This is a genomic window from Rufibacter psychrotolerans (assembly GCF_016924645.1).
Taxonomy (GTDB): Bacteria; Bacteroidota; Bacteroidia; order Cytophagales; family Hymenobacteraceae; genus Nibribacter; species Nibribacter psychrotolerans.
Window position 1 is genome coordinate 206,565 of the sequence record NZ_JAFFJV010000009.1, and the last position, 24,231, is coordinate 230,795.

Below are 24,231 nucleotides of genomic sequence, written 5' to 3' on the forward strand. Positions count from 1 at the left end.
GGTTGCCGTGCAAGATTCCCAGACAGCCCGTTCCCCTCCCATTCGTGGCTCTTCATGCCAAAAGTTTTAGCCCCTTCATCATGCCCCTTTTCATGCCGCAAGGTTGAGCGAAGCGGGAACTTGGGGCTTACCATGAGGCCAGTTTGTAAAGGCGTGAACTATGATCAGATAAAGAGTAAAAAGCCAGTTGCAAACTGGCCATCATTCCTCCTCCACGTTACCGCTGCGCTCAAACTGGAAGGATGGGGTGGGGGAGCGCAAGGGCTTTATATTTGAGGATTACTCAAAGTACTGCATCCGCTGGCGCGAGCTTGCAGCTCGTGTCCGCACACGTACCTGATCCTCTTCTGCAATTCATCAAAACTAACTTCAATATGCGTGCGGACACGAGCCGGAGGCTGGCACCAGCGGGCGCAAAAGGCGTTTACAGTCTGTTTCATGAAAAACAAGCCATAAACGCCTTTTGCTTTGGGCGGCTTTCTGTGTAACTTACATGAGCGCCAGGTACTTAAAACCTTGGCCGATGAGTTTTAATTAGCCTCTTTCTTTATTTGTAAACCAAAACTGCCATGTCTCAGCCCATACTTGATGGTCCGGTTCACCTAAGCGAGTTGCAAATCAACAGAGGGGCTGATGCGCTGTATGTAACCGGGGAGGTGCTGGCGCGTTTTAACTGGGGAGGATCTTACTTTTACCCTGACTTTCTAGGTTGCCTCCTTTTCGATAGCAAACGAGGAAGGTGGAAGATTTACAAGGCAGGTAATCTGCATAAGGCGGAACTGGACCCGGAAGTAGCCAGCTGGCAGTTCAGGGGCAAGGCATCTGAGATGAACCAGGAGATTCTCAGGGGATTGTTAAGCGGGTATGTCCGGAGTTCTTATCAATTGTTAGATCCGGTGTATCCTGGGTTTACCGATGCTTTTCTGAAACACCTTGTTCGTGGTCCTGTTCTCTCCCTTACCAAACCCCGTGACCAGCGTCTTGATCTGGAGAAAGTCCTGGCACATTTTAAGCTTGCCGTGCAGTTAACGAACGAGGGCACCCCAACTTTCACGGAAGTATCCCCTGTAGAAACCCCACTTCTGCGCAACCAGGACCTGATTATCACCACCATTGTGCTGGCGTTGGCTCAAATGGATGTCACCTACTGGATAGAGCAGCTGGAAACGATGCAACCAGACAATGCAGCCGCTCAGATCTTAGGGGCCTTCAGCCGGAAAGAGCAGTTCAGTTCCTGGGATGGTCCTTTAGCTTCCTTGTTCAACTTAGATAAAGGCAGAAAGCAGTTAGAAAAGAAATTGCAGGCGCAACCCTACCCGGAGCAATACCGCTTACAAGTGATGCAAGGGTACTACGGCATGGACCCGATTGCTGATAAAGAAACCGAATGGCAAGCGCTATGCGCGGTCATGTACACCTACCTGAATGAGCTGTCCAGGTATGAACCGAAGATCTGGTGGGAGTACCTGGAAGCGGTATTGGATGGGCTAGCGTGCCTGGCGCAGTTAGCCGACGAACAGGGAAAAACAGCTGCTTCCTTGTTATGGGCCATCAAGGTGGAATCTGTTTTACAATCCCTTTCCTACGAACAGGAAGGAGCCGAGGCCCGGTTGGCCCGCCATGAACTGGTGCGCTACTCCTGGGACAACCTTGACGCAACCTCTTTCCAGAACATTGAAGTCCTGAATTACCTTAGCTATCTCCATTCCTGTGTACTCACAAGGCTGAAGTATTTTCAGGGCTCACGGGAATATTTTAAACAGGGGTCGGCTACAAACCATCTATGGACCGCCCTCTGGAGCGGCATTGGGTTGAGCAGGCAAGTGATGCAGTTCTGCTACTCGCTTAGAACGGAGATGGCCAACTGGGAGGAACCCTATAAAGAGCCTTACCGCATCATGTTCACTAATCTGGTAGACCGGTATGTAGAATGTCTTCGGGAGTTTTCAGGGGCCTTGCTGGCTTCTTCCATTCCAGATGAACCACTGCCGGGCTACTCTAACTGCTTTACAGGAGATCCGGAAACAGATGCAAAGATGTTTCTTTCGCTGGAGCGGGAAGCACTCTTTGCCTTGAAGAAAGTCCTGGAGGCCAATGGCCATGATAAAAGCCTGGAAGAAGCATTGGCAAACGTACTTGCCGCTATTGAAGAGATTTCCTGAGTGGTCTTTTGCGGAAGAACCCCGGTTTAGCGCCTGTTTCTGAAAAACAGGCGCTAAACCGGGGTTCTTTCTTTCTTAAAGGGAAGAGGGCAAACCAGATGCCGAAGCTCGCCACCGTTGCCTCCAGCACCATGCCCCAGCCCCCCGCGACAGCAGGAACCGTTGGGCGCGCCCGTGGTCTCCGTCCCGCATCAGGGAGAGGTACGCCGAGGTGGCACAAAGGTGGGGGCGCAGAAATGCGTGACCCAGCGCGTCAGGAACAGGGCCGGGGTTTGGTGTCAAACGACAGCGGGACCTGCACCAGCGCCTTGGTGTGCCACCCATCGCGCACGTGGTCCAGCGCCATGAGCACAATGGCCAAGCCCCGCACCACATCAATGGAGGATACCCGGGTTTGGCGGGCTTGCGCCAGCGGAGTAGAATTTTATAGTAATGATCTAATTTTCAATGTTTTAAATTTACATGGTGAAGTAGTAATTACCAGATTGAATTACTAATTAGTGGGAATTTTGTAAATTTGAATAGCATTAATTGAGTTTTTAATTATAATATTTAATTTTTATTAAAATTGGGTTTAATGATAATAGATCTGGATAGAGGAATAAAGGGGTTGGTTGTTCACCATAAGCCCTTAACTGAGTTACAACTTAAAAGATTGTTGCTGATATTTGATGAAATATACATTACACCACCAAGTGATAATGATTATTTTTTAGAAAAGGGTGCTGTATGTTATTCTTACAAACATTATAAGGATGGTATTGGAGTCTTTAGTGTGGATGGTTTTAAATTGAGAGAAGATAATAAATTTGTTCCTGAGCCAAATGTTCCCAAAGACACCTTACCTATTGCTAATATCTTGAATTACGGTGGAGAAGGAGAAGACCGAATTGGTGCGTTTGAGGCAGTTGTTATGTCTAATATATTGCCTTTGTTTGAAAAAGAACTTAATAAAAGTCTTGAAACATCATTGTTGGATAGGTTTGAATATGCTCAAGAACGTCAATATTTAAAAGTCATAAATTATCAAGAATCCGATTTCTTTACTAAGAACGGGATTGGATTGAAAATTGCTTATGATTATGATGCAATTGATAGACGAGTTGCGAAAGCTTTATATCCATTGCTTGTTAAAAGAACAAGTAATCCAGGTGTAATGTTTGTTCCTAGTCCTCCTTTTCCTGAATTACATGGGATAAAATTGTTTCCCCAAGTAAAATATGAAAGTTCTTTTGATGCTAAAAATAATAAGCTTTACAATTACGATCACCAATTTTTCTCTATAGTAGCCAAGGTGAATAAAAAGCTAGCGCTTTGTGGGGAATTTAATTTGATACCAATTTTTATAGATCAACATGTATTTAATTTCTTTATGCACAAGGCTGTAAAATCAACTCGTAATAGTGAAGAGGGTGTCAATAAAGAGTGGTTAAATAATTATAATATTCCTTTATTTAAGTTAAGTCACTTATTAGTAAAATCATCTGAAGTTCATATTTCAGATGAGTTGTTGAAAAGTATAACTATACCAGAAATTATCTCTTACAAAGAAAAATGCTTAAACGAGCTATATAAATTGAGAAAGGAGTTGATCTTAAACTTAAATGAAGTTATAACAAGCGAATTCGATTTAAGGTTTACTGTAGATGCTGATGATTTCTTATACAGAAAACTAATTCCTGAATTAATGAAATATCAAGAAGCTAAAAATAATATATTTAAAGATAAATTTATAAAGGGGGCAATGAACTTTTCAGTTGGAGCATTAACATCTTCTTTTGGTTTGATTCAAGGATTATCTCCTACTCTGATAACATTGCTAGGTGGTGTTAGCCCATTGCTTTCTGAAGCCGCCCTGCAGTTAGCAGATAAAGTAAAAGATAAAAAACATAAAAAGTACGAAAATACATTTGCTTATTTTTTAAATTTAAAAAAGTAAGCTAAATTTTATTTATTTATTTATTTATTTATTTTTTGTTTTGCGATAATTTATAAGATAGATGGATAAAACAGATCGTTATGTTTTTATAACAGGTTTGGTCTCATTGGTGTTTGTTTTCCTTTATAAGTTTGTTTTAGTTGATATAAATGAATTGTTTTTAGGTGCTTTTCAGATTGGCGAAATATTGTATAATATTGTTTTGTCAGTAATTGCTTCTGTGATTTTTTATATTGTAGTCGTGTATTTAGAGAAGAGAAGACAAATTAGAATTGTAAAGCCAATAATTGAATCTAAAACAAAGAGTTTAAATTTGGGTTGCTTTTTTATTTTAAAAGGGATATGTGATTTTAAAGGCCTTCCATTATTTGCAGAAATGCCTTCTCAAAGTGAATTGAGAAATTTGTGCGAAGGAATCTCTTTAAGGGGTAGGTGTCCAATGATATTTAATAATCCGCCATATAATCCTGAAAATTGGTTTGATTTTTTTGGATTTTACTTTAATAGCGAAAAGCTTAATATAGAAGTTTTACACAAACATATGCCTTACCTTAATCCGGAATTACTTACAATTCTAGATGAAATAAGTTTGAATAATCTTCATAGAGCAATTCACTTATATATGCAAGAACCAGAATATGATGATATGTCAAATCTTTCTGGACCGTTATGGAATCATTTAAATTTGCTGAGGTTAGTTGGGAATGATTCTGTAATTTTAGGTAATAAGATTATTTTGAATTGAATTAATCTTACTCATTTAAAGGTGTTCTTGTATTTTGAGGAGAAGCTTTTGTTGTTTAATATTTAAAAATTTTAATTAAGTAAAAATTGCTCTAACTGTAAAGCTTTTGGTGAAATATAGTTTTATTAATTTCACCGCATGGCAAAACTCCCTCTCCAGAGCACTCCAGAAAATTTCACCGGCTTCGTCACCGTCCGCGGGGCACGCGAGCATAACCTGAAGAACGTAGACCTCACCATTCCCCGAGATGCGCTAGTGGTGTTCACGGGCGTGTCGGGGTCGGGGAAGTCGTCGCTGGCGTTCGGGACGCTGTACGCCGAGACCCAGCGCCGCTGCTAAGTTGCGAAGGGTCTGTTTCAGGTCTACTTTCCTGAAAATAGGAGGTAAACAGAACGTTTGCAAGTAGCGGCAAGCTTGCCAGCTGTATGCTCAGGCAACACCAAACCTTTTGTAGGGCAAGTTTGTATAGATTATCATAACTTTGTACATAGTGGTGTTAGAAGTAGTAGCGAAGGGTACTGCCCAAAGCACGTAAACAAGAAAGGAGGGCCTTATGGCAACCGAAACAAAACGGAAGGTAGACTGGGATACTGTTGTCAAGCAAATGGCCGCTGACAAAAAGCGGATTGATGCTTACCTGGAAAACCCTGCAGAGAATCAAAGCAATGGCATCAAGTTCGTCAAACCTGAATCCTTACGAACTACTGGAAGTAAGTAGTGGATTTCAGTTTCTAACGGATCAGGGTAAGGCTTACCTGGTATATACCACCGAGGCAGAAGGGTACTTTCCAGAAGGTACCCTTTTTGCTGCCCATACCTTTATGTTTGGGTTTAGGCCACTGCGCGACAGCCAGCGTTCTCTAGAAGAGATGGTATCTCCCTCTCAAACTTCTCCAACGGCTCGTGCTATGGAGTTTGACCCCAGAGTTTCAGATACCATTGTGTCATTCATTCAGGAGTTATTCAAAGACAAGAGAACGGTGCTACTGTATGTTTGTGATCAGACCGACGGCAGGCAACATGTGAGAGCCAAGCTCTTTGATATCTGGTTCCATCAATACAGAGTTAAGAAAATCATCAAAGTCCCTATCGCCAACACCCCATCGGTGTACGCCTGTATGCTCTTCAGCAGTGACAATCCTTATAAAGGGGAAATAGAAGACTGCTTACCCGAGATGATTGAGAAAATCAGCTACTACTTGAATTAGAAAGAGATTCCTCTTATTTTCTTCGATCAAAGGAAGCGTGCAATCCTGTTTAGAGGCAGATTTCACTAAAACAGCCTAAAAACAAGATTTGTCTTCTATGCGGTTTGAACAGGAAAGTAAAACTGCTGCTTTGGCCTTTCGTTAGCGGGGTTGACCTAACTCTCCTAATTTTACGGCATGGCACAAGATTCTACTTCTCTCCCTGACTCATCCTTCACCGGCTTCGTCACCGTTCGTGGGGCACGCGAGCATAACCTGAAGAACGTAGACCTCACCATTCCCCGAGACGCACTGGTGGTGTTTACGGGCGTGTCGGGGTCGGGGAAGTCGTCGCTGGCGTTCGGGACGCTGTACGCCGAAGCCCAACGCCGCTACCTGGAGAGTGTGAGCCCCTACGCGCGGCGACTGTTCCACCAGATGGCTGTGCCCGAGGTAGACGCCATTGAGGGCCTGCCCCCGGCCGTGGCCCTGCAGCAGCAACGCGGCACGCCCACCACCCGCTCCAGCGTGGGCAGCGTGACCACCCTCTCTAACCTGGTGCGCATGCTGTACAGCCGGGCCGGAGACTACTACCCGCCGGGCCAAGGTATCATCTACGCCGAGGCGTTCTCGCCCAACACCCCCGAGGGCGCGTGCCCCACCTGCCACGGCCTGGGCCGCATCTACGAGGTCACCGAGGAAAGCATGGTGCCAGACCCTTCGCTCACCATCCGGGAGCGGGCCATTGCCGCCTGGCCCACCGCCTGGGGCGGCCAGAACCAACGCGACATCCTGGTGACGCTGGGCTTTGACGTAGACACGCCCTGGCGCGAGCTGCCCCAGAAAGACCGCGACTGGATCTTGTTTACCGAGGAGCAACCTGTGGTGCCCGTGTATCCCGGTTATACCCCAGAGCAAACCCGCCGTGCCCTGCAGCGCAAAGAAGAACCCAACTACATGGGTACCTTCACCAGCGCCCGGCGGCACGTGTTCCATACCTTCGCCCACACCAACAGCCCCCAGATGAAAAAGCGGGTGCTACAGTACATGCTCCACACAGACTGCCCCACCTGCCACGGCAAACGCCTGAACCCCGCCTCGCTCTCCGTCACCTTCGCGGGCTATGACATCACCGAGTTGTCGCGCCTGCCCCTGCAACGCGTGACCCAGACCCTGCAACCGTACGTGAACGCCCCGGCCACCAGCCCCGCCACCCAAGACGAGGCTCACCCCGAGCAACAGATCGCCAAGCAACGCATTGTGCAGGACCTGGTAGCCCGCATCCAGGTGCTGCTGGACCTGGGCCTCGGGTACCTGTCTTTGGAACGAAGCACGCCTACCTTGTCGCCCGGCGAGTTGCAGCGCCTGCGGCTGGCCACGCAACTGTACTCGCATTTGTTTGGCGTGGTGTACGTGCTGGACGAGCCCTCGGCGGGCCTGCACCCCAGTGATACCGTGGCCCTGCTCACCGCCCTGGCCAACCTGAAGAAAGCGGGCAACTCGCTGTTTGTGGTAGAGCATAACCTGGACGTGATTCGGCAAGCCGATTGGCTCGTGGACGTAGGCCCCGCCGCCGGCGAGAAAGGCGGCGAAATCCTCTACAGCGGTCCGCCCGAAGGCCTGCAACAGATCACCAACTCCCAAACCGCCGCCTACCTGTTCGGCACGGCCCCTGTGCAAACGCGCCCGCGCCGCACGCCCACCGGCTGGCTCCAACTCAGCGGCGTCACCCGCAACAACCTGCACAACCTGAGTGCTGCCTTTCCCCTGGGCGTGTTCACCACCGTCACGGGCGTGTCGGGCTCCGGCAAGAGCAGCCTGGTGAGCCAGGTACTGGTAGAACTGGTAGCCGAATGGTTGGGCCAGGATCTCCAACCCGAGGAGGAGGAAGCCGACCGGTTGGAAAGCCCTGCCCCGCAGACCCTGGGCGGCAGAATCGTGAGCGGCATGGAGCACATCAAGCGGCTGGTGCGGGTAGACCAGAAAGCCATCGGCCGCACACCCCGCTCCAACATGGCCACCTACACCGGCCTCTTCGACCACGTGCGCAAACTCTTCGCTGATACCCCACTGGCCAAAAAACGCCGCTATGACGCCGGCCGCTTCTCGTTCAACGTAGCCAAAGGCCGTTGCGAAAACTGCCAGGGCGAAGGCTTCGTGATGGTGGAACTGCTCTTCCTGCCCAGCGTGTACGCCCCCTGTCCCGTCTGCCACGGCGCCCGCTACAACGCCCAAACCCTGGAAGTCACCTACCGCGACCTTAACATCGCCCAGGTCCTGAACCTCACCGTAGACGCCGCCCATGCGTTTTTTGACGAGGAACCCACCCTCCACCGCATCCTCACCGTGCTGCGCGAAGTAGGCCTGGGTTACCTGCGCCTCGGCCAGCCCGCCACCGAGCTCTCCGGCGGCGAAGCCCAGCGCATCAAACTCGCCACCGAACTCCAACGCCTCAGCCGCGGCAACACCTTGTATGTGCTAGACGAACCCACCACCGGCCTGCACCCGGCAGACGTAGACAAACTCATGGCCCAACTGGAAAAACTGGTAGACGCCGGCAACACCGTGCTGGTAGTAGAACACACCATGCGCGTCGCCGCCGCTAGTGATTGGGTCATTGATATAGGACCGGGAGCAGGGGAAGAGGGCGGAAAGATTGTAGCGGCCGGTACGCCGGAGGAAGTAGCTTCCGCCTCAGGCAGCAAGACCGCTCCGTTTCTAGCAGAAGCGTTGAGAGGATGATGGGAATCAAGAATTGGGGTAGGTTTTGGCCTTTTTTTGAAAAGCCGCTCAAAAACGTATAACTAGACCCACTAGTGCAGATCCGCTGGCGCGAGCTTGCAGCTCGTGTCCGCACGCATTGCTGATTTACTATGGACTGCCACATAATACTGCTTTGCCAAAGCTAGCCAAGTAGTAGCAGAGATAAGTTAATCAGCAAAGCAGATTCAGGTATGCGTGCGGACACGAGCTGCAAGCTCGCGCCAGCGAGGGCAAAACGGCTCCGCTTTTGGCAGAAACGTAGAGACAATATTGTTGAGACAAGAATTAGGAATTCAAAAAAAGAAAAGGGCTTGGTCTGGCATTCGTTTTTGGAAAGCGGCCCAGAAACGCAGTAGTAGGCTTGGGAATGCAGATCCGCTGCCGCGGGCTTGCAGCTCGTGTCCGCACGCATTGCCTATACTGGATTGAGCTTTTTTCGCTGGCTTCCGCTGGCGCGAGCTTGTAGCTCGTGTCCACACACATTGCCTGTACTAAATTGAGCTATTTTCGCTGGCGCGAGCTTGCAGCTTGTGTCCGCACGCATTGCTTAATCCTCTTGTGTTTGCAATGCTAAACTTCTGGTCTAATCATAATAGGTATTGGGAAGAACCAATGTCTCTTCTACACCAATCTATAGTAATCCAGCAATGCGTGCGGACACGAGCTGCAAGCTCGCGCCAGCGGGGTAATTCAGCAACCTAGGGTGTGTAGCAGAGATAAACCGGTTTTCTTCTTTGAATCTCAGCCAATAAATTTCAGTCCATTCAACCGCTAAAAGGAATTCCATGAGCCGAAAGTATAAGTTCTACAATCAGGAAGGTCTGTACTTTGTGAGCTTTGCGGTGGTCTACTGGATAGATGTGTTTACGCGGGAGGAATATTTCCAGCTTGTCACAGATAGTCTTGCTTATTGTCGGAAGCACAAAGGAATGGAAATTTATGCCTGGTGCGTGATGCCCAGTCATGTGCATTTGCTTTTCCGGGCGAAGGAAAACAACCCAAGTGCGCTGCTAAAGGATTTCAAGACGCATACCTCAAAGCAGTTGCAGAAAGCCATTGCTGAAAACATGCAGGAAAGCCGGAAAGAGTGGATGCTGTGGTTGATGGAAAGAGCCGGTTTGAAAAACAGCAATGTGCAGAAGCGGCAGTTCTGGCAGCAGCATAACCAACCCGTTGAACTGTGGAGTCCTGCGGTGATTGAGCAGAAGTTACAGTACATCCATCTAAATCCGGTAGAGGCGGGTTTTGTCTCTGAACCACACCACTGGAAGTATAGCAGCGCCCTTGATTATAGCGGTGGAAAAGGGCTTATTGAGATTGACCTGGATTGAAGTTGGGGCTGCAGGCAAGGTGCAGTTGTGAAAGGGGAGCGGGACTGCGGTTGTGGAAAGAGGTTCAGGAATGCGTGTGGACACGAGCTGCAAGCTCGCGCCAGCGAGATACTGATCAATAATTCTGTAGTGCCGGCGCATAAAGCACTTGTACGATTATCCTTCAAGTTTAAGCGGAGTGGTAACTTGGAGGAACCATGACCGCCAGTTAGTAACGGGCGAAACTTTTTGGCCTCTTTTCTGAAAATGAGGCCAAAAACGGCCATGACCACCAGTTGGCAACGGGTGAAACCAATTACCTGATTAGGTATCAAGCCACTTACAAACTGGCATCATAGTCAGCCACAAGGTACCGCTCCGCTCAAACGTGCGGCATACAAAGTTTTAAGGCTGTTTCTGGATAAACACCACAAAAAAGGAGAGACGGTGGGGGCTGCCCGCCATCTCTCCTGGGTCATATTCTTTACTGTAAGAAAGCCTAGGCTGTGTCTGAAAAATGGCGGGGCAGTACCGTTTTGGGGCTGCTTTAGGGAAAGTAGCCCCAAAACGCCGGCCTACTATAGGCAATGGCGGCAGAGATCAGCCGAGGGAAACCGGATGGAAAAGCTCCGGGAGCATTTTTCAGACACAGCCTAGTCGTTGTCTTCCGGAATGCCCAGTCGGGCCTGGGTGGAGTCTTCAAACTTGTTCCAGGAGTCTTTGGTCTGCTGCCACTTCTGTTTGGTTTTTTCATCCCAGGTGCTGCTTTTGGCTTCTAGCTGGGCTTCGCGGGTTTTGTACTCGGTTTTGAGTTCCTGCCATTCTTCTTTGGTGGCGGTTTTGGCCCGGGCGGTTCTGTCCTGTACCCAGGTGGAGAAATCATTCAGGTCCCGGTCGGCTTCAGTACCGGCTTCGTCTAGCTCGCTGGAGGCTTCGGCACCGGCCGCCCGGGTTTCGGTTTCTACTTCGGTCGCTTCGGCGTTGGTCTCGTTCTGGGCTTGCTGCGTGCAGGAGGCAAACAAGAACAGGAAGGCAAACCCAAGGCCCACCTTCGCCAGTGTGTGGTTCGTTGTCATAGCAGTTTTCGTTTGTTTTGTGGTTTATACGGATAGAACTGCTACGAGTATAGAATATTTTAAATATATAAATTGTACCCTGCACCCGCCTTGCGGGGGCGGGGTTCGGGGGAAAAAGGGATGTGGTTAGAGTAGCAGGGGCGCGGCGCGCGCAGCACAAGCCAGTTCCACGGGCACGCGTTCCCCACCTGTCTACAACATTTTCTCGCTGGCGCGAGCCTCCGGCTCGTGTCCGCACGCATTTCCGAACCTCGTCAGGAAACGGAACAATCCTTCCAAGGTGCGGAAAGGGCCACCCTTACGTAGTGGGGCACTACTTGCAACCCAGGAACATTACTTCCAAAGCGCAGAAGGAGGCCCAACCAGCAAGCTCCCGTCCAACACAAACGCCAGACGCAGAGGGTGAGAATACCACCAACACCCGCCAACGGTGGGGTGGCAGGACCCTAAATTTTTCAGGCCCCGGCATGCTACTTGCCGCCATATTTTGGTAAATTAGGCTCCCCCCACAGACCAGATTCCTGTCTCCCTTAAAAAGCCTTTCTATGCTAAAATCTCTACGTACCTGTAGCCTCCTGCTGGCCCTTGCCGTGCTGACGGTCAACTGCAGCGAGGACAAAGAAAAAGAGCCAGAGCCTGTGGTGGAGGAGGTGGGGGCCTGCTACCTCACCCGGGAAGTGTTTACCAACCCCAACCTGGGCTTTACCCAAACCCGCGAGTTTGTCTACGCCAATGACCAGCTTACCACCATCAACGAGACGGTGAACCTGCCCGCCCCCAAAACCCTGAACATTGTGGCGGAGTACGATGGCAGCGGCAGGGTTGCCCGTACCGTTTTCCTGGAGCAGGGCCAGCAGGTGCAGTACTATACCTTTGAGTACGATGCCCAGAACCTCCTGCGGAAGATTAATTTGTTTTCAGATCCCCAACGAACCGGTACGCTCAGGCTAAACTCCTCAAGAGAGTTGGGCTACAATGCCCAGAAGCAGCTCATCACCGCCAAGAACTACTTCTTGTTGGGGCAGGCGCCCCTGCTCACCAATGATGTTTCTTACACGTATGATGCCCGGGGAAACATGGTCAGGAGCCGGGAGTACCGGGTGCTGTCGTTCAGGGGGGCGGAGATCCTCGCCGATGTGGTGATCAACCTGCAGTACACGCATGACGACAAGATCAATCCGCTGCACGAAATTCCTTACCTGCTCTACACCAACCCCAATTCCCTGGCCAGCACCTTGTCTAAGAACAACTCGGTGACGGTCGTGTCGGCTACCTCGCTGGAGGGTACTGTGAAAGGTCCCGGAACCGCCGACATGAGCATCCACAACTACTCCCGTTCCTTCACGCACACCTACTCAGCCCAAAACCGGCCCACCAGGAGAACGGGCGCCGATGGCACCGTCACCACCTTTGACTACGTGTGCGAGTAAGGGCCGAAAGCCGCGCCCACGTCCACCGGTTTTAGGGCTGTTTTCCGGAAAATAGCTCCAAATCAGACTTTTCTAGAGGTCCGCCTGCTCCAGCACCTGGGGCAGGCGGACCTCTCTTTTTTTTGCTTCCTCCCGGCAACGTCAGCAGGCATAATCCGTGGGGCAAGAGTTCCAATGCCGCCGCACCAGATAAACGCCCGGAAGGGAACCCGGGGCCGGAAACGAAGGCTACTGTTAGGCCCCTGTTCACTGGATTCCGGCAAAAACAGCCAGGGCTGAAGCTGCAGGTTTGGGCACCAGTCCTTTCCTCCTGCGGCCGAAAAGGCAGGGGTAGGTTTTCACTGTAGCAGCAAAGGATTGAAACCCGGCGGGGCAGGGTTCGTTTACCTTTAATTTTGAGAGAGGCGCTGATCCCCGGGACAGAGGCCTGCGTTTTCAGAGCAGGCTGGCTCCGCGCACGGGGAGAAGCCCTTCGGTTCTTATTTTATCCTATCTGCCACCCATGCTGTTTCTATTGCCTTTTTCCATATACCACTTCAAAACGAAACCTGGAGCGTTGGGCGGGCTGCTCTTGCTCTGGCTGCTGCTTACCGGGCTTGGTGCCACCTCCGCCCGGGCGCAGGAAACCGCCCCAGACTCTGCCGCCGCCGTGGAGGTGGCCCCCGACTGGCCCGAGGATTCGCTGGGCCGACGTTCGCCCCGTGGCACGGTGCAGGGGTTCATCAGGGCCATCTCGGAGGAGAATTATGACAAAGCCGCCCTGTACCTCAACCTGGACTCTACCCTGCAGCAGGACCAGCAGGGAGCCACGCTGGCCCACGCCCTGCAGCGCCTGCTGGACCAGGGTGGCGAGATCTTCCCCTATGCCTTGCTCAGCGACACCTACGGGGGGCAGGAAGACGATAACCTGGGCCCCAACCTGGAGCGGGTGGGCACGGCCACCATCAACGGCGAATCCATTGACCTGATCCTGGAGAAAACCGAAAGCCCCGAGGGCGGCCCCATCTGGCTGTTTTCCTCGCAGACGGTGCAGCGCATTCCGCCCGTGATTGAGCAGGCCTCCAAACCCATCGCCGACCGCGTGATGCCCGATATTGTGGTGGAGAAAAAGTGGGAGGGCGTGCCCATTGGCCACTGGCTGGCGGTGCTCCTGATTGCCGTGTTTGCCTATGCGCTGGCCTGGTGCCTGATCAGGCTGGTGGTGTTCCTGCTGCGCACCACCTGGCCCCGGGCCCGGGAAGAGCACACGGCCAACCTCATCAGGGCCTTTACGCTGCCCATTCAGCTGTACCTGGCCGTCTGGATCTTTGTGGTCTCCAACCAGTGGGCGGGCATTTCCATTATTGTGCGGCAGCGCTTCAGCCAGCTCACCGTCATTGTGGGCATGGTGGCGGCCTTGCTGCTCCTGTGGCGCCTCATTGACGTGATGACCCATTTCATTGAGCGGCGCCTCACGCGCCGGGGCAACATGGCGGGACTCTCGGCGGTCTTGTTCCTGCGGCGCGGCGCCAAGATTGCGGTGATTGCCTTCGGGGTGATCGGGTTTCTGGGGGCGCTGGGCTTTGACATTACCACCGGCTTGGCCGCGCTGGGTATAGGCGGTATCGCGCTGGCCTTGGGCGCGCAGAAAACCGTGGAGAACTTTGTGGGCAGCGTGACCCTCATTGCCGACCAGCCCATCAGGGTGGGCGACTACTGCAAAGTGGGCGATACCTCGGGCACCGTGGAAGCCATTGGCATGCGCTCCACCCGCATTAGAACCAACGACCGCACCGTGGTCACCATCCCCAACGGCGACTTCTCCTCGCAGCGCATTGAGAACTTCGCCCACCGCGACCGCATCTGGTTTCACCCCACGTTTGGGGTGCGCTATGACACCAGCCCCGACCAGATCCGCTACCTGCTGGTGGAGCTCCGGTCTATCCTGTACGCCCACCCCAAGATTGACCCCGAGTCGGCCAGGGTGCGCTTTGTGGGCATAGGCACTTCATCCCTAAACCTGGAGGTGTTCTCCTACGTGATGACCTCAGATTTTAACGAGTTCCTGGAGATTCAGGAAGACCTGCTGCTGCGCATGATGGACGTGATAGAGGCCAGCGGCACGGGCTTCGCCTATCCGTCGCAAACCCTGTTTCTGGGCCGCGACCAGGGAAGATCTGAGGAAAGAACCCAGACGGCCGAGGAGCAGGTGAAAAAGTGGCGCGCGGCCGATGACCTGCCCCTCCCCAGATTCAGCCCCGAACGCATCCAGAGCTTGCGAGGCACCATCCCGTACCCGCCCGAACAAAGCTGAGCGTAAGCGTTTAGAGGCTGTTTTTGATAGAACATACCCGAAACGAGGTACAGGGCAGTTGTTCAGGTGTGAGCCCCGGGCGCAAGCGTGCGCGGGTGCGTTTTAGCACTGCGAACTTCTGTTTAGGGGCTGTTTTCTGAAAACTGGTTCCAAAACAGGAGTACCCGACAGGACCTGCGCCAGGCTCACCTTTTTCTACTGGCAGGAAATAGCGCGCGTACAGGGGCAGAGCCCGGGCATTGACCAAACTGGTGAACGGAGGCTTTGGGCTAGAAAGGTTTTGGCCCTGTTTTACAGAAAACACCCCAAAAAAGGCGGCGCGGGGCAGCCTTCTTTTGGGGTGTTGGTTTTTGGGGCAGTACTGGGGTTAGCCCCGTTTCCGGTTGCGGGCGACCAGATTATGGATGTACCTGAGCTTCTCCACCACGGGGGGCGAGAAGGTTTCGGGGAGCAGGTCAGGCAGGCCCAGGGAGCGGTTTACTTCGTTAACTTTCAGGCTCAGGTCGGCGTAGCGGAGCAGCATGGTGTCAAACTGGTTGTCTACCAGATCGTCTTCGGGGAGTTCCAGCAGCTCGGCGTTGTCGGCGGTGTCCAGCACCGAGACCATGTCCAGGTAGGTGCCCCAGGTTTCGGCAAAGTCTTCCCAGGGGTGCATGGTGGCGTACGCGCTGATGTAGCTGGCCCGCCAGTTGGCCTTGGGCCCGTTGGCGTAGTACTGCTGCATGGCAGCGCTGTAGGTGGGGTTTTCATGGTCGCCGAAGAGGGCCTTGTAGGCGGCCTCGTCTTTGCCCTGCACCAGCAACTGCCAGTAGTAGTGCCCAATCTCATGCCGGAAATGCCCGATGAGCGTGCGGTGGGCCTCGTTCATCTGCACGCGCAGCTTCTCGCGCTCCACAGAGTCGGCCTCCTGCACGTTGATGGTGATCTTGCCATCGGCGTGGCCGGTGTACACTTTCTCGCCCGGGCCAATCTGCAGCCAGCCCAGGGTGGTGGGCGGCACGTCTTCCTTGAAGTCAAACGACAGCGGCAGCTCAAACTGCTCCTGCCGGGAACCGTAGGGAAGGCCTATTTCATCCAGCAGGTAGAGCAGGCGCCGTTTGGCCACCTCCAGTTTGTACCACTTGGCCGGATTGCCCTCCACCGACAAGTCCGGGATGGTCTCGGTGAGTTGACAGTAGTCGCACAGAGTTTGACCTGACCGCGCCTGTCCCGAGGATTCTACCATGCGGTTGCAGACGTGGTGCGTGGCGTAGTTGTAGCACTTCACCACGTGAGCCTGACAACTGGAGTTCAGGCAGCGGTAACCGCCCTGCCCGTCTGGCTCCATGGCGTGGATGCCCTTGCAGACCGGGCACCAGCCCACCTCCCGCTGGCACGAAAGGCACTGGGAGTTCTCAAAGAATAGTTTATTGCCGCAGGCGCAGTGGTAGGTTTTCATGTTGGTAAGGGTAAGCTAAGAGTAGTTGTACCTCGGGCGCAAGGCGCCGGGCAGGCAGCGGGTATAGTCTGAAACAGTTCTAAACCTGTCATTGCTGCGCCGATTGGGCCAGGTCGGCGGGTTGTATCTTTACGCCATACGCCGTTTTGTGCCCGCCGGTGGTTTTCAGGACGCCCTTGAGCGGACTGCAGTCGCTGTAGTCGGCGCCGTGGGCGGCCTTCACGTGGTGAAGGTTGGCCAGCAGGTTGTTGGTGGGGTCAAAGCCTTGCCAGCCCATGCCGGGCACGTAGGCCTCGGCCCAGGCGTGCATCACGGCCGTGCCGGTCAGGTTGTGGCCTTGGTTCAGGTACCCCGACACGTAGCGGCAGGGAATCTTGTTGAGCCGGGCAATGCCGATGAACAAGTGGGTGTAGTCCTGGCAAACGCCCCGGCCCAACTGGATCACCTCGCTCACGGTGGTGTGCACGTGCGTGGGCTCAGGGTCAAACTCCAGCATCTGGTGAATAAAGCCGTTGAGCTGGGTGAGGTAGTCGTACACCTTCTGGTCTTCTTTCCTGAACAGCAGGCGGTCTTTAAACTGGTCTTCAATGAGGGTGTAATGCCCGGTGCCCAGGTACAGGTGGTGGTCAATGAAGAAGTCATAGGCAGCCAGCTGCGCCTGCTCTTCCTCCACCGAAAGGGGCGGCCGGAACGGCACAAAAGGCTGGCTTTTCTCCACCCGGGCCGTCATCTCAAAGCTGAACTCGGTGAAGGGTTGGGCCGAGTACAGGCTGGTAACCTCAAACCCGAACGGGTTCTTGTGCCAGAACTCCTCAGTATTGAGCGAGTGCCGGAACGTGACCTGCTTCACCCGCTGTGTCTCGTCCTGGCAAGGCGAAATCAGGAACGAGAAAAAAGCTTCGTGCACGGGCTCGTCATAGGTGTTGTGGGTGAAGTAGTTGATTTCGTATTCTGTGGTCATGCCTGAAAACTCCCGCCCCTAATTGTAACTGAGATACTTGGTGTTGAGTACGTTGGCCAGCTCGTAGATCTCGCCCAGGGTCTTGTGCAGGAACTCCTCGGGGGCGTCTTCTATCTCTTCCACGGTGGTGTACTGAATGTGGCAGGCCAGCCTGCTGGCCTTGAAGTGAATGGAGCCTTTCTTGTTCTCTTCCTGCAGGAAAATGCCCTCAATGCACTGCCGCGCAGACCCCAGACTAAACGCCACCGACTTGGGGAACGACGGGTCAAAGAGCAGGAAGTTGAGCACGTGGTGCTTGTTGGGCGCGGTGCGCTGGCACCGCATGTACATGTCAAACGACTCGGCGCTGAGCAGGGTAGAGGTCCAGAGATAGTTCTCAAAGGCATTGCCCTGCTGGGTGGCCTGCAGCTTCTGCTTGTCGTGGAGTTTGGCCAGCAAGATGTTGATGATCTGCACGGCCCGCTCCAGGTGCATGCCCAGCGAGAGCAGCAGCCACACCTCGTTGCGCAGCAGCGTGTTCTCTACGTACCCTTTTATGATGTAGCTGTTTTCCTCAATGCGGCGGGCAAAGTACTCAATCTCCTCGGCCTGGAAACCGGCCGCGGCGTACGCGTTTATCTTGTGGTAAAAAGAGTTGATGGCCTCCCACAGCTCAATGGAGATGCTGTCGCGCACGCCCCGCGCGTTCTCGCGCACTTTGTCAATATAGCCCAGGATGGAGGCGGGGTTGTCTTCTGAGATGGTGGTGTACCGGATGACCTCATTTTCTTCCAGGGGCTGCTGGGTGCCCAGAAAGCCCTGCGTGTTGCCCGACATCTGCAGGATAGACGCCAGCACCAGGTCATTGCGCTGCACCAGCGGAGAGTCGACCGAGGCCACGTACTGCACCCGGGTGTAGCGGGCAATGTGCTCGGCCCTTTCCAGGTAGCGGCCCATCCAAAACAAGCTGTTTCCTATTCTTGATAGCATAGATTTCTTGGCCCGGGGCTGGCGTTCTACGTCCTGAGCGCCAGCACCAGGCAGCGGGTATAAAGGTTTACGTCTGTTACTTACTTGAAATTACCGGAAGGGTTCCCTTCCAAGGGATCAGGTCAGCGGGATTTAAGTGGATGCCTCCCCAAACGGGTGAAAACCACCCCGCGGCCGCCTGGCCGCCGGGGTGGCCATCCACAAAACCGCGCCCCGGCTATTCCATCTTGCCCATGGTCATACCGGTGGGGCCCATGTGCAGGGTCTGGCCGTTCAGCTGCAGGGTCTGGGTGCCGGCGCTCTGGTCCTGCGCCATGGTGTCGCTGGGCTGGTCGTCGCGCATGACCCAGGTGTCTTTAGACCCGCCGCCCTGCGAGGAGTTCACAATGAGGCTGCCCTTCTTGAGCGCCACCCTGGACAAGCCCCCGCGCAGCACAAACTGCCGGTCTTTGCCCAGCAAGGCAAAAGTGCGCAGGTCTACGTGGCGCGGCTCAAAGCGGTCTTCGCCCTCAATGAACGTGGCGTGCATAGACAGGTCCATGATAGGCTGGGCAATGTACTTGCGGCGGTTCTGGGTAATGAGCTGCTTAAACTCACTGATCTGCTCTTTGGTGGCTTTGTTGCCAATGAGAATGCCGTACCCGCCGCTCTCATCCACGGGTTTCACCACCAGTTGGTCCATATGCTCCAGCACGTACTGGAAGTCATCGTCCTTCTCGCAGCGGTAGGTGAGCACGTTGTGGAGGATGGGCTCTTCGCCCAGGTAGTATTTGATAATGTCGGGCACGTAGGTGTACACGGCCTTGTCATCGGCGAAGCCGGTCCCCGGCGCGTTCACCAGGGTCACGTTGCCCTCACGGTAGGCGGCCATGAGGCCGGGCACGCCCAGCACCGAGTCTGGGTTGAACGCCAGCGGGTCAATAAAGGCATCGTCTACGCGGCGGTACACCACGTCTACCCGTTTGGGCCCGTTAATGGTCTTCATGTACACGAAGTTCTTCTCCACGTACAGGTCGCGGCCCTCTACCAGCGGAACGCCCATGGTGAGCGACAGGTAGGCGTGCTCAAAGTAAGCCGAGTTGTACACGCCCGGGGTGAGCACCACGCAGGTGGGCGCGTCTACGCCGGCCGGCGCCACCGACTGCATGGTGGCCAGCAGTTCCTGCGGATACTCCTGCACCGTGCTTACCTTGAACTTGCGGAACGTCTCCAGCAGGGCGCGCTTCATGGCCACGCGGTTGGTGAGTACGTAGCTGATGCCCGAGGGGCACCGGATGTTGTCTTCCAGCACGTAGTACTTGCCGTCGCTGTGCTTGATCAGGTCGGTGCCCGAGATGTGGTTGTAGATGCCGCCCGCCGGTTTAATGTCCAGCATGGCTTTGACGTAGTTTTTGGAGGAGAAGATCAGGTCGGCGGGCACCACCTTGTCGCGCAAGATGTGCTTGTTGGTGTAAATGTCCTGGATGAACAGGTTGAGCGCCACGCAGCGCTGCACAATGCCCTTCTCCAGCTGGGCCCACTCGGCGGCCTGGATGATGCGCGGGAACAGGTCAAACGGGAAAATGCGCTCCACGCCCTTGGCCTTGTCGGTGTACACCGAGAACGTGATGCCCTGGTTGAAGAACGAGGCCTTGGCGTGCTCGTTGAGCTTCCGGAAGTCTTCCTTGGAGAACTTTGAGAATTGGTTGAATATTGATTGATACTGTGGATTCACGGTGCCGGCTTGGCCGAACACTTCATCCAGAAACTGCGGAGGGGTCTGATAATTACCAAACACACCACTAGACATCCCCTGGCGCATGGTCATATTCATAGGTTCATTGCTATATGGTATCTACTGTTGTTGAAGCGGTGTACTTCTTAAAATGCAAATAGTTGATCCTTGATACTCAAGGGGTTGCTCCGGTTTTCTACGGATGTCCTACTCCGCGGCTTCTTTGTTTTTGGGGTATTTTCTGCGTTTTACCCAAGAAATAAAGCAAAGAGCGGCAGGCGAAATCTGTACGCCGGAGAGCTGGATCCTGGTGATCGGGAGCTTCCTGAAGTGCAACTACGCAAAAGGGGTGGGGAAAAGTTATGCTTGCAGCGGGTCTGGGGGCCGAGAGGGGCCTAAATTCAGTACATGCCTGTGTATTTACCGTATTTTCCGCAGGGGGCTTCATGGCAATTTCCCCGGCGGCTGGGTTTCTTCCGGGTGTTTCTGGAGGCCCAACCCAGAAGTGCACGCTGGTTTCTTCCAGAAGTACCATCGCCTGCTTGCTTGGTCGGGGTGAAGTACTCCGTAGGGTGACAGGTTCCGGCTTTTCCGCTGCTAGCGTTTTACTACCTGTTTTATCCCTCTTTCCCTGGAAACATCCTTAAAACAGGAGATGCGGCCCAGAGCTTTTCCTCAGAAGCTCTGGGCCGCAGCCCTAAAAGGAAAACAGGCACCCCACTGGCGTATGCGGCGGCTGGGTGCCTGCTTGCAGAAAGAGCCTTTCGCGGGTTTTTAGCCTGTTTTGGTAAAAGTAGCCTTAAAACGTTGGTACCAGCGGTCACTCGCGGCAGCGGTATTGAACTTTGAAACAGCTTTAAAAAGACTAAAAACAGCGCAGCCCCGCCTGGTGCGTAGGCAGGGCTGCGCGGTGCAGGAGAAAACCCTGTTGGCAAAACTAACGCGGGAGGCCAGGCAACAAGCGCCTAGCGGGTAAAGCCGCCCAGTTCAGAATCGCCGCGGCTGGAGTTCTGTGAAGAAGAGGTGTCGCCGTAGCTGCCCCGGCCGCCGCCGTAACTGCTGCCTCCCATGGGGCCGTAGCCGCCCAGGTTGCCCGAGGTGGAGCCGTAGGAGTTGTCGCCCCAGGTGCCGCCCTGGTGCCCGCCCACGTAGCCCCGGCCCGCGCCGTAGTTGGTGCCGCCGTAAGAACTGCCCAGCCCCGAGCCGTAGCGGTCTGGGTAAGACCGGATGCCGTAGTTGGGAATGCCCCGGTCTGAGTGCAAGCCAGAATCGCCTAAGCCGCTGCCAAACTGCGTACTCTGGTAGCCGTCGCGGTCGCCGCTGTAATACGCTTGTTCGTCCTGGTGGGCGCCGTAGCGGTGTTCGCTGTTGAGGGTGTTGAACCGGTCTGAGGTGCCGTCATAACTGGAGATGCCGTAGCCCTGCCGGATGTTCCCCATCAGGTCCTCGTCTTCGTTGCCCCGGGGCAGGGTAGGGTCCCGCCGGAAATTATCCTGGTAGGTATCCCCAAACTGGTCCTGGTTGCGGCTGTGGTGGTGCTGGTACGGGTGCCGGCCCTCCTGGTCCCGGCGGTAGGGACGGTCAGCATCGTGCGGCTGGTGGTAGCCGTGGTTCTGGGATTGGTGGTGCTGGCCGGGCGCATGGGGGTGGTACTGGTGCAGGTGCTGGTAATCGCGGCTCATCTCACGGCCGGGCCAGTCCTGCTGGTGGGGGTGGTACTGGTGTTGGTGGTGCCCATAGGGGTTTGGGTTGCGGTAATCGCCGTTGCCGTAGCGATCCTGGTCATGTCTTTCCATGGTACTTCCGTTTAGGTGAACAATCAGTCTGCTCTTTTTAACGGGAGTACCTGGTTCCGGTTTACTCTGGGCCAGGGTGGTTCAGTTTCGGGCGCGGCGTGCCATGCCGTTACCGATAAAACCAGGGCAAATGGGTGGGGCGCCTCCTGGGCACGGCGATGGAGGGGTGGCTCAGGAAGAAGGGGGCGCGCCTTAGCGGTGGGTGCTGGCCAACCGCTTGGCCCGGGCCAGACCGGCTCTGGTCAGGTACAGCAGCGGAGGCTGGTGCAGGGTGCTGATTTTCAGGAGGCCTTCCTCCGAGAGGCGGAAATAATGCGGCAGCATGGCCTCCTGCCCCAGGTCGAGCCGCTTGCTTACCCTGGAAGATTCTACCGGAAAATCCTCTGGCATCTCCTTGCATTTCACCAGGCTGTACACCTCGTGTACTATTTTGTCCATCATGTCCATGCCCTGACCCTTTTACAGCCCATAAGCTTCTACCAATTGTTCATTAAATTGGTTAAACCTCTTAAACTGTAAAATGTTTTTGGATTAAAAAGTGAAGATCATGGCAGAAACAGCCCAGTTGGCGAACGTACCCCTGAAGTTGATAAAGGTAAGTACAAGGCTTTTACGGAACAAGCCGGCCGGGTTATTTCCTTGCTGGCCCGTTAGGGAGACCTGCCTTAAAATGGAATAATTTTATTTCAGGAACCAGGCAATGGCCTGTTGCGAGACGGTGGCGGGGATCTCGTGCTCGCCCTCAAACTCCAGGTAGGTGGCTTCCCGGCCCTTGTCCTGGAAGTCCCGCATGATTCGGCGGCTGCAGGAGTCAATGGGCAGCACCCGGTCCTGGGTGCCGTGCGAGAGAAAGACCTTGGGGGTGCCGTGGGTTTCCATGGCGTAGGCAAAGCCGGGCGAGAACGCGATCACGTGCGTGAACAGGTCGCCGTTGGTGAGGCCCAGGCACAGGGCGTAGGAGGCCCCGTCTGAGAACCCGCCAATGGCCAGGCGCTCCGGGTTTACCCTGTACCGCTCAAATACCTGGGCAAGGGCCTGGTCCAGGTAAATCACATCGGGGCCGAACTGGTTGCTGGCAATAATATCCCAGCTGTATTTGCGCGAGGCAGGGGCCAGGAGCACCAGGTTGTGGTGGTCGGCGTAGCGCTGCAGGAGGCTCATGCCCTGGGCTGGGTCGCCGCCCGAGCCGTGCAGCATCACGGCCAGCGCCGCCGGGGTAGCCGGCGAGTAGCCCTTGGGAACGTACAGCAGCCCGTCTTTGTGCGGGTCAAGGCCCAGCGGCTGCAGGCCGGTTGGTGCTTCCTGGTGGGTGGCGGGCGTGCTGTGGCCTACGGTCAGGCGCCCCGTGCTGTAGATGCTTCTTCTAAGAGCCATGCTGCCTGGACTTTTGCTTGTGACAAAATGATGCATACGGCAAAAAGACCATTGGTTATGCACGGGGCGGGCTCTCTTTGCCGGGAGGAGCGGGAGCAGGCAAGATTTTGCGGCAATATCTGCGCGGGAGCGCCCAACCTGTACGGGCAGATGCGTATGTAACAGGTACCCCGACGCCGTTGTCAGGAGTCCCCTAACCCTACACCAGACAGATGAAGGTGCTCATTGAAAACCAGGATACCAAACTGTTCACCATTGCCCGGCCCAACACCGGCAAAGAAACCGTGATTCTGCTGCACGGCGGACCGGGCGTGCCCGACGGGCTGACGTTTCTCACCGATTTTCTTTCCCGCAAGTACCAGGTGATCACCTTTCACCAGCGGGGCACCCTTAAATCGCCTAACGCCGCGCAGGAGTACTCCCTGGAGAGCTACTTGTCAGACATCAACCGCATTGCGGCGTACTTTAAGGTGGAGAAGTTTCACCTGTTCGGGCACTCCTGGGGCGGCCTGTACGCGCAGCTGTACGCCCAGCACTTCCCCAACCGGCTGCTGAGCCTCTTTCTCTGCAGCCCCGCCTCTGGTACCGGGCGGCAGTGGAAAGACACCATGCTGGAGATAAGCCGCTACAACAAAGCCAAGTGCAGCAACTTTGAGTGGATCTCCATGAACCTGAACGCCGCGCTGGGGTTGCTGGGCCGCGATGCCGGGTACCGGAACTTCTTCCGGCAGGTGCTGGATAACTTTAGCCGGGGCTTCAGGGAGGCGCACCCCGAGTCGTTCGCGATAGACTGCATCAAGGCCACGCCCATCAACCAGACGGTAAAAGCCATTCTGGCGGCCCCGCTGCTCCCCGATGTGCCCCAGCCCGGGTTTGACGTCACCATTACCTACGGCGACCAGGACATCTTTGGCGAGAGCAAGAACTACGTGCTGCAGCGCTATCCCACGGCCCACGTGCGGTTTATCCCCGAAAGCGGGCACATTCCGTGGTCGCACAACCAGAAAGAATTTGTGCAGGTGCTGAAGGCGCATTACGGCGTGTAACCAGGCGTAGGCCGCTGGCTGTTTTGGG

The 24,231-nt window shown here is 54.4% G+C and carries 17 protein-coding genes and 1 pseudogene; 10 read left to right on the top strand and 8 right to left on the bottom strand.

Going from position 1 to position 24,231, the window contains the following annotated elements; all coding sequences use genetic code 11:
• Positions 1-569: 569 nt before the first annotated feature.
• The 7 genes and pseudogenes from JT718_RS09925 (at position 570) to JT718_RS09955 (ending at position 10,127) form a co-directional block, all read left to right on the top strand.
• A complete protein-coding gene (locus JT718_RS09925) occupies positions 570-2,162 on the top strand; it encodes a hypothetical protein (RefSeq protein ID WP_205502221.1) in 1,593 nt (530 codons plus the stop codon).
• Between the two features lie 577 nt (positions 2,163-2,739).
• Positions 2,740-4,101, top strand: a complete 1,362-nt coding sequence (locus tag JT718_RS09930; protein ID WP_205502223.1) for a hypothetical protein — start codon at positions 2,740-2,742, stop codon at positions 4,099-4,101.
• Positions 4,102-4,162: 61 nt separating this feature from the next.
• Positions 4,163-4,846 carry a hypothetical protein gene (locus JT718_RS09935; protein ID WP_205502225.1) on the top strand — a complete coding sequence of 228 codons (684 nt, stop codon included), beginning with the start codon at positions 4,163-4,165 and terminating at the stop codon, positions 4,844-4,846.
• Between the two features lie 138 nt (positions 4,847-4,984).
• Positions 4,985-5,179, top strand: a pseudogene (locus tag JT718_RS09940) (hypothetical protein); the annotation flags it as partial.
• Positions 5,180-5,475: 296 nt separating this feature from the next.
• Complete coding sequence (locus tag JT718_RS09945) at positions 5,476-6,054, top strand: DUF6169 family protein (RefSeq protein ID WP_205502229.1); 579 nt, start codon at positions 5,476-5,478, stop codon at positions 6,052-6,054.
• A gap of 177 nt (positions 6,055-6,231) precedes the next feature.
• Entirely contained in the window at positions 6,232-8,775 is a 2,544-nt protein-coding gene (gene uvrA, locus JT718_RS09950; protein WP_205502231.1) for an excinuclease ABC subunit UvrA, read from the top strand.
• Positions 8,776-9,581: 806 nt separating this feature from the next.
• Positions 9,582-10,127, top strand: coding sequence for an REP-associated tyrosine transposase (locus JT718_RS09955; RefSeq protein WP_205502233.1), 546 nt, complete (start codon positions 9,582-9,584; stop codon positions 10,125-10,127).
• Between the two features lie 632 nt (positions 10,128-10,759).
• On the opposite strand, the gene JT718_RS09960 is transcribed toward JT718_RS09955, so the two are convergent.
• On the bottom strand, positions 10,760-11,182 hold the full coding sequence (locus tag JT718_RS09960; protein ID WP_205502235.1) for a hypothetical protein: 423 nt from the start codon (positions 11,180-11,182) through the stop codon (positions 10,760-10,762).
• A gap of 545 nt (positions 11,183-11,727) precedes the next feature.
• Between JT718_RS09960 and JT718_RS09965 the strand changes: the two genes are divergently transcribed.
• Together JT718_RS09965 and JT718_RS09970 are read left to right on the top strand one after the other, a co-directional pair.
• Complete coding sequence (locus tag JT718_RS09965; RefSeq protein WP_205502237.1) at positions 11,728-12,612, top strand: hypothetical protein; 885 nt, start codon at positions 11,728-11,730, stop codon at positions 12,610-12,612.
• 556 nt (positions 12,613-13,168) lie between these two features.
• A complete protein-coding gene (locus JT718_RS09970; protein WP_240337019.1) occupies positions 13,169-14,905 on the top strand; it encodes a mechanosensitive ion channel family protein in 1,737 nt (578 codons plus the stop codon).
• 367 nt (positions 14,906-15,272) lie between these two features.
• On the opposite strand, the gene JT718_RS09975 is transcribed toward JT718_RS09970, so the two are convergent.
• The 7 genes from JT718_RS09975 to JT718_RS10005 all read right to left on the bottom strand — a co-directional run bounded on the left by JT718_RS09975 (position 15,273) and on the right by JT718_RS10005 (position 23,157).
• Positions 15,273-16,343 (bottom strand): zinc-binding metallopeptidase family protein, encoded by a 1,071-nt coding sequence (locus tag JT718_RS09975; protein ID WP_205502241.1) that lies wholly within the window; start codon positions 16,341-16,343, stop codon positions 15,273-15,275.
• A gap of 88 nt (positions 16,344-16,431) precedes the next feature.
• On the bottom strand, positions 16,432-17,304 hold the full coding sequence (locus JT718_RS09980; RefSeq protein ID WP_205502243.1) for a transglutaminase domain-containing protein: 873 nt from the start codon (positions 17,302-17,304) through the stop codon (positions 16,432-16,434).
• Between the two features lie 18 nt (positions 17,305-17,322).
• Positions 17,323-18,273, bottom strand: coding sequence for an alpha-E domain-containing protein (locus tag JT718_RS09985; protein WP_205502245.1), 951 nt, complete (start codon positions 18,271-18,273; stop codon positions 17,323-17,325).
• Positions 18,274-18,490: 217 nt separating this feature from the next.
• A complete protein-coding gene (locus JT718_RS09990) occupies positions 18,491-20,086 on the bottom strand; it encodes a circularly permuted type 2 ATP-grasp protein (RefSeq protein ID WP_240337020.1) in 1,596 nt (531 codons plus the stop codon).
• Between the two features lie 866 nt (positions 20,087-20,952).
• On the bottom strand, positions 20,953-21,783 hold the full coding sequence (locus JT718_RS20655; RefSeq protein WP_205502247.1) for a hypothetical protein: 831 nt from the start codon (positions 21,781-21,783) through the stop codon (positions 20,953-20,955).
• A 192-nt stretch (positions 21,784-21,975) separates the two neighbouring features.
• Positions 21,976-22,230: a hypothetical protein gene (locus JT718_RS10000; protein WP_205502249.1), complete on the bottom strand. Its 255-nt coding sequence runs from the start codon at positions 22,228-22,230 to the stop codon at positions 21,976-21,978.
• A gap of 234 nt (positions 22,231-22,464) precedes the next feature.
• Entirely contained in the window at positions 22,465-23,157 is a 693-nt protein-coding gene (locus JT718_RS10005) for an alpha/beta hydrolase (protein ID WP_205502251.1), read from the bottom strand.
• 212 nt (positions 23,158-23,369) lie between these two features.
• On the opposite strand from JT718_RS10005, the gene JT718_RS10010 reads away from it, so the two are divergent.
• Complete coding sequence (locus tag JT718_RS10010) at positions 23,370-24,203, top strand: alpha/beta fold hydrolase (protein ID WP_205502252.1); 834 nt, start codon at positions 23,370-23,372, stop codon at positions 24,201-24,203.
• Positions 24,204-24,231: the final 28 nt, after the last annotated feature.